Below are 10,485 nucleotides of genomic sequence, written 5' to 3'. Positions count from 1 at the left end.
CACACAGAAAGCTGGCTTGGGAAGGAAAATTTGGAGCGTGGGCTTGTTCGAAATCTAGATTTTTATATATCTTTTAGTTCAAGCAATGAGATCGAAAATAAGTCCTGCAAAGATTGAAAATCAAATTTATGAATATTGTTTGTTTAGTATACCAATCTGTCGAATTTAAGATTACCATATTTTTACTCGTATATTATTCACTTTATTTTTCCATAATTGAAATATACGACCTCTACCACCATGGGATATTATCAGTTTTCAGCGAAGAATTTCTCCGCGATCCATTGCCTCGCATACTGGGAGCCCGGGTTTGACGCGCGACAGCTATTGCTCCACCGCACGGTAGGGCCGGGACCACAGGCGCGCTCCAACTGCTTTCCCCCGAATCCGGATGGCTACTGGACTCCTGGCCAGCGGCAGGCACGGCCGTTTCATCACGCTCGAGACGATCCGATCCGGCATTGAGCCCAAGGATGGCGTCGCTCCCCGACATCTACATCACGCATGACGACCTCGGGATTTTGTCCGGCCTCGTTCAGACTGTCCTGCATGAAGGTCGCGTCGTCGCCGCTTCCCGGCTGATGGACGAGTTGTACCGAGCCCGGATCGTCAGCCCCGCCGAGCTCCCCGCAAACTGCCTGACTCTCTACGCGCCAGGCCGATATCTCAAGGAGCGCAGCGGCGCCGTCAGAGACGTCACCCTCATCCCCGGGCGAAGCATCACCTCACGCGGCATCATCTCGGTCCTGACCGTCGTCGGAACACATCTTCTTGGCCTCACGGCCGGGCAAAGCATGAGCTGGACGGATCCCGCGGGCCGCGTGCGCACCATCCGGCTCCTTGCGGCCACGGCCCGCCAACCGCGAGCTGTGTGACCGGCGGCAGAGCCGGGCCGGCAAGCCCGACCTGAACAGGCAGCGGGGCGCTCGCGACGGCGTCGAGAGAAAGTCGATGAGGTCGTCGCTGCTTGCGTCGACTCGCGGCCCTCCGCGAGCCGGTCACCACCGCCTGCTCGCGGCCCGAATGAGGGCAGGCATACGAACGCCTCACCCTAGGGGCGGGCTTCGCCCGATCGTGTCGAGGAAGTCGGTGTTGCTGCGGCTGGATAAGGATCGGCCGAGGCGCCATCGAGCATCCGGACGATCCCCAGAACGGATCGCGCGTTCCATAGCCATGACGAGGCAGCTCCTGAGGCGCATATAACATTTTTATTGCATTCAACGATCCATTAAATTGGTTTGAATGCCTTGTCATTGTGCGCAAGATGGGCAGACGGCTGGGTAGCCATTGCACCTGCCTGCCAGTTTGACAGACCAATTCCGGCATATGCCGGCGCCAGCCCTTTGGATGGGGATGGTATGAGCACGCACCCTGCCGATTTAGCTCCAGATCACACGCCCCTCCAAAATCGACGAGTTCCTCCTGGCAAAAGTGCTGAGGCARGAACAGCGTCAAGACTTCCATGTCCTCAGCTTGGCCTTGCATGGCGAGGGAACGGTAGCCGAGATTCCAGTCCGGCATCGGCGGCACAGATCTCGACCTCACTTATGCGTCGTGCTCGCCCATCCCGGCTCACCTGATCCCAACTCGATTTTCCCTCAGCAGGGGCGAACCGCGGTCGAAATGTTCTTTACGAAAGCCCTTCCGCGCGCTGCTACCTGAAGATCAGTTCGACGCGTGGTGCACTCGGTTCTCTAAGGCGGAAGCGTCCGCGCAGTTCAAGCTCGAATTTTCCTCCTGGGAATTCGGTGACGTCGTGCTTACCCGGACACTTTATGGCGAGGCATCCTCCTCCCGATATCATTTCGTTCCCGACCGGACTTGCTTTCGTATTGAGTCTGCAATGGGATCGGGTCAGCTTCCGGACAGGAGTTTGGCGCTAGCGACGAACGCCAACCCTGTTGACACCGCCGTTGCGATTTCCGGGCCGAGGCGCGGTGACGGCGCCGACGCCGACTGGCCGAGCGACGAGACGAACGCCGGGCCGCGCGACGCATCCGGCGGGATAACCGATATAGGCGCAATAAACGACGGCATTTGCGACTTCCGTTGTCGCGGCAAGCCCGGTGAAGGCGATTCCGGCCGTCGCCATAACGAATACCGCAAGTTTAATCTTTGCCATGTCAGGTCCTCAGGACTTGGAAGATAACAAGCTGATTAATCCTGCCACTATCGAAGCGGTGCGAAAATTGTACCTGAGGACATCACGTATCGCAGGACAAGCAGATGCGCGAGGCCGGAACATGTCTAGAACATCTGGGTGGGACGGAAAGTCAAAAGCGGGACGTAGTACAAGGTGAGCGCATAAATCTGGTAATTTTTGGTGATTTAGCGCTCCTGTTTCATAAAAACACGAAGAGTGACCGGAGCAGATAGCACTATACGCGGCAGCAGGTGGCATCGAAATCCCGTGAACATCAGAATTTGTCTTGTGATGACTGCTTCCATCTGAGCATCAGGCCTCTGACGGTTTTGGCGGGGAGAGGATGAACTCACTGAAGCGCCATGGACATCAAAGCGCGTTTCTGATGTCCCGGCCCCCAGCTCGTTGTGGAAGTCGCAGACCCCTCGCCCGGGCAAGCAGCCCCTCTGACCGGGGACAGTAAATCCGCTACTGCTCCTTCTTGAACAGGTCCTGGAAGATCAACTCGCCCCAAGTGCGGCCGCGTGCGTGTACCAGCGCGCCACCCTCGTTGAGCTTTCCCAGCTTGACGGGTGCGAACCCTAGTTGTTTGGCGAAATCCGCCACGAGAGTGATCGCGTCCTCGTCGTCGCTCGACAGAAAGACGACCCGGTGCCCGCCCTCGACGATCGGATCGGCAGCCAGGGTGGCCGCAATCAGGTGATTGAAACCCTTCACGAACTTGGCGCCGGTGAACGCCTTCGCGACGAAGGCGGAGGACGGGAGACCGTCCAGCTCCTCAGGGACTGGCAACGTGTTCATCGCGTCGATGACCGTCTTGCCTTTCCAGCTCGGCAGGGCCTTCGCAACCTCGCGATGTTCCCCGAACGGGACCGCCAAGATGATTGTGTCGGCCTCGAGTGCTTCCCGCAGCGACTTGGCGACGACCGTGGGTCCAATCGCCCGAGCCTGCGGCGCCAACGCCTCGGGCGGCCGGCGGCTCGCGACGGTCACGTCGATGTTTTTACGGGCGAAGGCGTGGGCGAGGGCCTGGCCTATCTTACCGAATCCTACAATCGCATAGCTCATAATACTTCTCCGATCCGTGTTGATAATGAATCCCCGGGCTTCAACGGCGCTGGGTATTCGTTCCGCTGTGTGGCGACCTTCGCGTAGACGTCCTGCCGTGAACGACTTCCGTGCGGCCGGACTGACCGTCCAGCGCGGAAATCGTTCCACCATGGACACGCTGGTTGCCGCCCGTCAGCCGCTTCCCGCGATCCGGCGCGAATTCAGATGGCCGAGAAGCCGCCGTCGACAGACAACTCCACCCCATTCACGAAGCTCGAATCGTCTGAAGCAAGAAACAGCGCCACCGCCGCAATTTCCTCGGGACGACCCATCTTTCCCCGCGGGATCAGGGATTCGAACATCTTCCTCGCCTCCTCGGTGAGGACTTGGTCCTGCATCGGTGTGGCGATCGGCCCCGGGTGCAGCACGTTCACCCGGATATTCCTGCCCTTCAGTTCGTTGAGCCACCCACGTGCGAATGCGTGCAACGCCGCCTTGCTCGCCGCATACACGGTGTAACCAGGAAAACCTTTCACCGAAGCAACTGATCCGGTCATGAAGATCGATCCGCCATCGTTGAACAGCGGCAGCGCTTTTTGCACGGTGAACAGCGTGCCGCGCGTATTCAGGCCGAAGGTCGCATCGAAATGCTGCTCGGTAATCTCGCCCAGTGGGACGGCTTCGCCCGTGCCGGCGCTCGCATACAGGACGTCGATCTTGCCCTTTTCCCGCTTGACTGTATCGAACAGGCGGTCGAGGTCGTCGAGATTGGCCGCGTCGCCGCGCACGCCGGTCACGTTCCGGCCGATCAGCCTGACGGCCTCATCGAGCGCTTCCTGCCGACGGCCTGTGATGAAAACATAGGCCCCTTCTTCAACGAACCGCTTGGCGCTCGCCAGCGCCATGCCGCTCGATCCACCCGTGATGACTGCAACCTTACCCTCAAGCTTTCCCATGACTTCTCTCTTCAGGCTCCGTGTTTGGTTGTTCGGGGAGGCCCCCGAGAACCTCAACATGGGTCCAACTGAGTCCGACGTTGAGTGCGGAAACGCGCAGATCGGTGGTGCGAAATCGATCCGGCTGGACGACTGACGCCAGCCGCGCAGATCGGTGTCCGCCGTTGGGAACTGGGCCGCGCTCGTCGATTTAAGCTATGACGGTCGCCCGTACTGCTGTTCGATGTGTTAGATACGGGCTTTGGAAGGCGCACTCTGCGGTGCGGGATTGCACCATGATCGACTGGGATGACGTTCGCTACTTTCTTGCCGTCGCGCGCGGAGGCTCAGTGCGGGCTGCCGCCAAGCGCCTCGGGGTGAATCACTCGACCGTGCTGCGACGCATCGCCCAGCTCGAGGAACGCCTCGGGGCGCACATGTTCGAAAAGCTGCCTTCGGGCTACCGCCTGACGGCTGCGGGGGAGGAGGTCCTCGAACTCGCGAACCAGATGGAAGCGTCGTCGCACCAACTGGAGACGCGCGTCTTCGGTMGCGACCAGAGCGCGCGCGGGCTTTTGCGGGTGACGCTTCCACCGTTCCTCGCCACACACCTGCTCATGCCGGATCTGGCCGATTTCGCGCGTATGCATCCAGACATCGAGATGGAAATCTCGTCGTCCGGCGAGCTGGCAAATCTGACCAACCGAGAGGCCGACGTCGCGATCCGCATCGTCTCCGACCGCAAGACACTGCCGCTCAATCTTCACGGCCTGATGGGACCGGAGCTGTTGAGCGGCGTCTACATGTCTCGCGATCGACTAGCCGCGTGGCGTGCGGGCGCGCCTGATCCGATGCGGTGGATCGTCATAGACAGTCATGGATTCCCGGTCTGGGCGCGCGAGGGAGAGGTTCACACCACGGGAGTTCCGTTCAGAACCCCGGACGCCGAGACGCAGATCGTAGCGGCGCAGCAAGGGATCGGGATGACGAAACTGCCGTGCTTCGTCGGAGATGCCGACGCTCTATTGGTGAGGGTGCCGGGCATCGACCTGCCCATGCATGGGACGCTCTGGCTTCTCACGCAGGGGGAAACACGCAAGACGAAGCGCGTGCGGCTCTTCACCGAGTTCGTATCCCGCAGGCTCGCCGCGTACGCTCCGCTTCTCGCGGGGCTGTCCATATCGCGCGACTGACGCCCGGCAGGTCGCCGGCGACGCTTGCAGTGGACAAGTGCCGGCAAGCGGACATCCCCAGCGTCCGACTTGGGCGAGAGCGGAACTCTGGCCAACACACTCGTAGCGTCTGCTTTTGGGCAATGTGGCAATTTCCGCAAATGGCGCTCGGCCGCCGATATCGTTCGATGATGCGCTACGGAGTGGCCTAAGGTTGTCCGCAACTTTGGCTCAAGCCATCAGTCTGGTCACTGCCGCCTCCCAGCCATCTAATCCGCCCGCTCGACCCGCATCGAGATAGAGCCGGGTCGGTCGAAGATCGAAGCCCCGCCCTTCACTTCGCCGAGGATGACGATACCGGGCTGAGGGACTTGGCCATCACGATAGTAGACGACGAAGTGGTCCGGGCCCCAAAGCCCGATCGTCCCGCTCTTGAAGGCGCGCTGCCGCGCTGCGGCGGGCAGACCCGACGGCAAGCTTCCCGTTTTTTCCTGACGAAGGTGGTCCGTCATCGGAATGGTCAGGGGCAGCATGCCAAGCAGCGCTTTGGTCGCGGCGTTATCGGCGAGCTCCGCCGTAACGGAACCCCACTCCGACGAGATCTTGATGCGTTCCTGAGCCATTGCTGTTCCGATCGTTGCGAGGAGTATGGCGCCGGCGATCCGAGTGGCTTTGAGCAGCATTGTCCGATCCTCCGTAGTGATGTCGTTCACCGAGCTCCCGCCGGTCCAGCGGCGGGAGCTCGGCCTGCGAGCCTTTGGCCGCCCACCGAGGGCGGCGGCCCCATCGCTTCGTGTCCGGTCGAGATTAGGCGACGAGATGCCGGCCGAAGAAGCTGGCCAGCTTGTCGAACGGGATCACGTCGACCTTGTCGTAGAGATCGACGTGGCTGGCTCCCGGAATGATCATCAGTTCCTTCGGCTCCGCGGCCGCCGCATAGGCGGTTTCGCTGAAGTAGCGCGAATGGGCTTTCTCGCCGTGGATCAGCAGAACCGGGCGCGGCGAGATCTCCTTGATGTAGGTCAGGAGCGGCATGTTCATGAACGAGAGCGACGTCGTCCGGGTCCAGGAATTGCCCGAGTTGACCGCGCGCGGATGGTAGCCGCGCGGCGTCCGGTAATAGTCGTGGTAGTCGACCAGGAACTGCGCCTCGCCGCCTTTCAGATCATTGTAGGGAGGCTGGTAAGCCGGGGTTCCGTTCGCGGCGTCTTCCCAGCGCTGCCGGCTCATCTGCTCCAGCATCTGCGTGCGCTGTTCGAGCGTCACGCTGTCGTTGTAGCCCTTCGACATGACGCGGGTCATGTCATACATCGTGCTGGCGACGACGGCCTTGACCCGCTTGTCCACGGCGACGGCGTTCAAGGCCATGCCGCCCCAGCCACAGATGCCGATGACGCCGATCCGCTCGCGGTCGACGGAGGGGTGCAGGCCGAGATAATCGATCGCCGCGCTGAAATCCTCGGTGTTGATATCCGGCGAGGCGACGTTACGGGGCTCGCCACCGCTTTCACCCGTGAAGGACGCGTCGAAGGCCAGCGTGACGAATCCGCGCTCCGCCATCGTCTGCGCGTAGAGGCCAGACGACTGTTCCTTCACCGCTCCGAACGGCCCGCCAATGGCCAGCGCCGCCAGCCGCCGATCGCCTTGGCCCTTGGGCAAATAGAGATCGCCCGCCAGGGTGATGCCGTATCGGTTCTTGAAGGTGACCTTCCGATGATCGACCTTCTCGCTCTTCGGGAAAGTCTTGTCCCAGTCCGCTGTCATGCCTTGAGCCTTTGCTTTGGAGAGGTTGAAGAGTGATGCGGCTGCCAAGGCGGCGACGCCCGCACAGGTCAGCTTCATCAAGTCGCGACGGTCCAGTCGTGCGGACGACGCTGTGATCGTGTTGGAGGTGTCCATCGTTATCTCCCCGTTCTCTGTGGCTATTCGGGCTTCAGCAGACGTTTTCCGTTGCCGATCAGCGCGATGCCGATGGCGGCCAGGGCGACGCTCCCCAGGAAGGTCGCGAAGATCGACAGGCCATCGAGCAGCATCCCGCCGACCACGGCCCCGAGCAGGATCGAGGCTTGGATCGCGGCCACCATCAGGCTTCCGGCGGCCTCCGGCGCATCGTCGACGTTCTGCGACATCCAGGTCATCCAGATCACCGACATGGCGGTGTTCATCGCACCCCAGAGAGCCAGGAAGAGGCCCACTGCAGCGACCGAGCCGCCGAGCAGCAGGAGACCAATCGTGCAGCCGCCCATCAGCAGCGCGGGCAGCTTCAGGAGAGGAGCGACGCTGCCATGCAGGAAGCGGCCGGAGCCCCAGGTTCCAAGGAAGCCAGCGCAGCCGAGCACCAGCAGCAGGATCGACAGCGTCGTCACGTCGGCTCCCGTCACCTGTTCGAGGAACGGGCGCAGGTAGGTGAACATCGTGAAGGCCGAGCCCCAGGACAGCATCGACGCGATCAGGCCGCGCAGGAAATACGGGCGCTTCAGCAGGCCGAACGTGGTCCGGAAATCCTGCGGCTGGCGCGCGGGCAGCGACGGCAGGGCGATCACATGCCAGACGAGGTTGACGGCGACGATCGGCGTCAGCGCCCAGAACACCGCGCGCCAGCCGAACAGACCGCCGAGATAGCTGCCGACGGGCGCGGCGAAGGCTGCCGCGATCGCTTGCCCGCCATACATCAGGGCCAGCGCGCGAGGCACCTCGCTCTCGGGAACCAGGCGCATGATCACGGCCGTCGCGAGCGCCCAGAAGCCACCGATGCAGATCCCGAGCAGGGCGCGACCGAGCATCAGCACCGCGAAGTTCGGGGCGGCCGCGACCAGGACCAGCGAGACCAGCATGAAGGCCGTCATCGCGACCAGGACCCATTTCCGGTTCAGCGTCCCGGCGGCCGTGGTGATGACCATGCTCGCCGCCACCGCGAAGAGACCGCTGATCGAGATCGCTTGACCCGTCTGGCCCTCGGTCGCGCGCAACCCCTCGGCCATCGGCGTCAGCAGGCTGACCGGCATGAACTCGGAAGCGATCAGCATCGCCACGCAAAGCGCCATCGAGAGGACGGCGCCCCAGGCGGCGGTCGGCTTGGTTCCTTCCTCCGATACGGCGGTAGCCGCCATGTTGGGTCGCTCCTGCATCTGTTGATGCGGTGCAAAATAGTGGTTCAGGCTCGGAACGATTACCCGCCGAAATTGGAATGCACTGATCGATGTGATCGATTAATCTCGGCAGGCAGACACCGAGGGTTCTCATGGACAAGACCGATCTCAACCAGCTCCGGTGGTTTCAGATCGTCGCCGAGGAGCACAGCTTCACCCGGGCGGCGGCGAAGATCGGCGTCGCGCAATCGACTCTCAGCTACGCGATCAAGCAGCTCGAAGATCGCATGGGCGTTCGCCTTCTGACCCGGACCACGCGCAATGTCGCGACCACGACCGCGGGCGAGCGCCTGCTCCAGACGATCACGCCGCGGATCGCGGAGATCGAGGACGAGATCGCGGCGCTGACGGCGTTGCGCGACAAGCCGTCGGGCTCGGTCAGGCTGACACTATCCGACCATGCGCTTGAAAGCGTGGTCTGGCCGAAGCTCAGGCCGGTCCTGCGGGATTATCCCGACATCAATGTCGAACTGATCCTCGACAGCACCTTCCGCAACATCGTCGAGGAGGGTTTCGACGCAGGGGTCCGTCTGGGTGAGAGCGTCGAGATGGACATGATCGCGGTCCGCATCGGCCCGGACTGGCGGCTGGTAGCGGTCGCTTCGCCCGGATATCTCGCTGCGCACGGAGTACCGGACCATCCTCAGGACCTAGTCGGGCATGTCTGCATCAACATGCGCCACGAAACAGCCGGCGGGCTTTATGCTTGGGAGTTCGAAAAAGCCGGAAAGGAATTGCGTGTCCGGGTGAGCGGCCAGCTCACCTTCAACAACTCCTACGCCATGATCGATGCGGCGGTGAACGGCTATGGCATCGCCTACGTCCCCGACGACATAGTGGAGCGGCAGATCGCGTCGGGCGAACTGGTCCTGGTGCTGGACGACTGGTCGCCCTTTTTCGACGGCTATTTCCTTTACTATCCCAGCCGCCGCCAGAACCTTCCCGCCTTCAAGGTCGTTGTCGACGCTTTGCGCTACGGAAGCCAGGCAGGATCAGGACGGTCTTCTGGCCTGGGCTGAAAGTCCGCTTTCCGGCAGGCCTCGAATGTCCGGAGTTGGCGCTACGCCGCCTCAAGGCTTCCACCCGTGGCTTACGACTGGGTTGGGTGGCTAGCTGAAGTTCGCCAGGTCGGCTCCCCAGGGCGGGATGGGCCAAAAGCCGACATTGCGCCGCTTTCTTCGATCACCCCGTCCGCGCGGGCGAGGAGCATTGGCGGTATTGTGAGGCCGCATACACGCCTTGACGGTCCTCAAAGATTGGTGGTGAGGTCGAACCTAGTCTGCTTCTCGACGCCAKCCAGGGCCGGGCAACACGGAATTAATCAAGCGCGTTGTCGAACCATCCGCACGGCGAAGATCAGGATAACTGCCCCAATGAAGCCCGCGATCAAATAACCGACCCAACCGGGACCGAATTTGATACCCATAAGGCCGAACAGCCAACTAGCAGCAGCGGCCCCTACGATTCCCAGGACGATGTTCATCACAAGTCCCATGTCGCTCTTCATAAACTGCTCGGCGAGCCAGCCAGCAATTCCGCCGACAACGATGGCGGCGATCCAACCGATTTCCATACGCGACCTCCCCAGCAATGCAGCCAATAGTAACCGTGTACTTTGAGGCGTTACGGCAAAAAGGGCCCTCAGCAAGGCCCGTTCGGATGGGATCTCTGAAAGGATAGAACGAGCCGAGCCGGACGGCAATGCGCGGCGGCTGGCTGGGGCGCGATGTGCACGGGGGCCGTGCTTGGCGCAGCACCCTTGAGCCTTATCGAAGTCCGCTTTGGGCCGATTGTGTTGAAGAAGTCGGCGCTGGGTAGGCTATCGATCGAGGCTGGGTGGCTTTGTGAGAGAGGCCTTCGCCCTCATGCCGCCAGTGGCGGCGCTCCTACCGGCATCAGCTTCGCCATTTTCCTGAGGTTCTGGGCAGTGGCTGCGAGGAGGAACTCATCGCGGGCACCGCATGGTCCTCGCAGTCTCAAGCGGTCGAGTTTGAGGATGCGCTTCAGGTGCGCGAACAGCATCTCGACCTTCTTCC

At 61.7% G+C, this 10,485-nt stretch carries 11 protein-coding genes; 3 read left to right on the top strand and 8 right to left on the bottom strand.

Features of this window, described 5'->3' with window-relative positions; genetic code table 11:
• Nucleotides 1-473 precede the first annotated feature (473 nt).
• Nucleotides 474-875, top strand: a complete 402-nt coding sequence (locus AC1DRP_RS30715) for a GreA/GreB family elongation factor (RefSeq protein ID WP_476770470.1) — start codon at nucleotides 474-476, stop codon at nucleotides 873-875.
• Between the two features lie 1,004 nt (nucleotides 876-1,879).
• Here AC1DRP_RS30715 and AC1DRP_RS30710 read toward each other — a convergent pair.
• The 3 genes from AC1DRP_RS30710 to AC1DRP_RS30700 all read right to left on the bottom strand — a co-directional run bounded on the left by AC1DRP_RS30710 (nucleotide 1,880) and on the right by AC1DRP_RS30700 (nucleotide 4,149).
• Entirely contained in the window at nucleotides 1,880-2,122 is a 243-nt protein-coding gene (locus tag AC1DRP_RS30710; RefSeq protein ID WP_476770469.1) for a hypothetical protein, read from the bottom strand.
• A gap of 489 nt (nucleotides 2,123-2,611) precedes the next feature.
• Complete coding sequence (locus AC1DRP_RS30705; RefSeq protein WP_476770468.1) at nucleotides 2,612-3,211, bottom strand: NADPH-dependent F420 reductase; 600 nt, start codon at nucleotides 3,209-3,211, stop codon at nucleotides 2,612-2,614.
• 203 nt (nucleotides 3,212-3,414) lie between these two features.
• The gene (locus AC1DRP_RS30700; protein WP_476770467.1) at nucleotides 3,415-4,149 is read right to left on the bottom strand and encodes an SDR family NAD(P)-dependent oxidoreductase; all 735 of its coding nucleotides are present in this window, start codon (nucleotides 4,147-4,149) and stop codon (nucleotides 3,415-3,417) included.
• 275 nt (nucleotides 4,150-4,424) lie between these two features.
• On the opposite strand from AC1DRP_RS30700, the gene AC1DRP_RS30695 reads away from it, so the two are divergent.
• Complete coding sequence (locus tag AC1DRP_RS30695) at nucleotides 4,425-5,321, top strand: LysR family transcriptional regulator (protein ID WP_476770466.1); 897 nt, start codon at nucleotides 4,425-4,427, stop codon at nucleotides 5,319-5,321.
• A gap of 248 nt (nucleotides 5,322-5,569) precedes the next feature.
• Here the strand turns inward: AC1DRP_RS30695 and AC1DRP_RS30690 are convergent, their stop codons facing one another.
• From AC1DRP_RS30690 to AC1DRP_RS30680, 3 genes are all read right to left on the bottom strand, one after another.
• A complete protein-coding gene (locus tag AC1DRP_RS30690) occupies nucleotides 5,570-5,983 on the bottom strand; it encodes a cyclophilin-like fold protein (RefSeq protein WP_476770465.1) in 414 nt (137 codons plus the stop codon).
• A 124-nt stretch (nucleotides 5,984-6,107) separates the two neighbouring features.
• Nucleotides 6,108-7,199, bottom strand: coding sequence for an alpha/beta hydrolase (locus AC1DRP_RS30685; RefSeq protein ID WP_476770464.1), 1,092 nt, complete (start codon nucleotides 7,197-7,199; stop codon nucleotides 6,108-6,110).
• Nucleotides 7,200-7,222: 23 nt separating this feature from the next.
• On the bottom strand, nucleotides 7,223-8,410 hold the full coding sequence (locus AC1DRP_RS30680; RefSeq protein ID WP_476770463.1) for an MFS transporter: 1,188 nt from the start codon (nucleotides 8,408-8,410) through the stop codon (nucleotides 7,223-7,225).
• A 131-nt stretch (nucleotides 8,411-8,541) separates the two neighbouring features.
• On the opposite strand from AC1DRP_RS30680, the gene AC1DRP_RS30675 reads away from it, so the two are divergent.
• Nucleotides 8,542-9,468, top strand: coding sequence for a LysR family transcriptional regulator (locus AC1DRP_RS30675; protein WP_476770462.1), 927 nt, complete (start codon nucleotides 8,542-8,544; stop codon nucleotides 9,466-9,468).
• Between the two features lie 302 nt (nucleotides 9,469-9,770).
• On the opposite strand, the gene AC1DRP_RS30670 is transcribed toward AC1DRP_RS30675, so the two are convergent.
• Together AC1DRP_RS30670 and AC1DRP_RS30665 are read right to left on the bottom strand one after the other, a co-directional pair.
• On the bottom strand, nucleotides 9,771-10,022 hold the full coding sequence (locus AC1DRP_RS30670; protein ID WP_476770461.1) for a GlsB/YeaQ/YmgE family stress response membrane protein: 252 nt from the start codon (nucleotides 10,020-10,022) through the stop codon (nucleotides 9,771-9,773).
• A 290-nt stretch (nucleotides 10,023-10,312) separates the two neighbouring features.
• The coding region (locus AC1DRP_RS30665; protein WP_476770471.1) for a transposase at nucleotides 10,313-10,485 on the bottom strand (173 nt) is incomplete at its 5' end.

This window comes from Allobosea sp. 01N443 (assembly GCF_056399325.1).
Note: the sequence above shows the minus strand (reverse complement) of the source record. Positions and strands in the feature narration are given on the sequence as shown.

Excerpts from the sequence above, each read along its gene's own strand:
- AC1DRP_RS30715 (WP_476770470.1), top strand. The coding sequence starts at position 474 with ATGGCGTCGCTCCCCGACATCTACATCACGCATGACGACCTCGGGATT.
- AC1DRP_RS30710 (WP_476770469.1), bottom strand. The coding sequence starts at position 2,122 with ATGGCAAAGATTAAACTTGCGGTATTCGTTATGGCGACGGCCGGAATC.
- AC1DRP_RS30705 (WP_476770468.1), bottom strand. The coding sequence starts at position 3,211 with ATGAGCTATGCGATTGTAGGATTCGGTAAGATAGGCCAGGCCCTCGCC.
- AC1DRP_RS30700 (WP_476770467.1), bottom strand. The coding sequence starts at position 4,149 with ATGGGAAAGCTTGAGGGTAAGGTTGCAGTCATCACGGGTGGATCGAGC.
- AC1DRP_RS30690 (WP_476770465.1), bottom strand. The coding sequence starts at position 5,983 with ATGCTGCTCAAAGCCACTCGGATCGCCGGCGCCATACTCCTCGCAACG.
- AC1DRP_RS30685 (WP_476770464.1), bottom strand. The coding sequence starts at position 7,199 with ATGGACACCTCCAACACGATCACAGCGTCGTCCGCACGACTGGACCGT.
- AC1DRP_RS30680 (WP_476770463.1), bottom strand. The coding sequence starts at position 8,410 with ATGGCGGCTACCGCCGTATCGGAGGAAGGAACCAAGCCGACCGCCGCC.
- AC1DRP_RS30675 (WP_476770462.1), top strand. The coding sequence starts at position 8,542 with ATGGACAAGACCGATCTCAACCAGCTCCGGTGGTTTCAGATCGTCGCC.
- AC1DRP_RS30670 (WP_476770461.1), bottom strand. The coding sequence starts at position 10,022 with ATGGAAATCGGTTGGATCGCCGCCATCGTTGTCGGCGGAATTGCTGGC.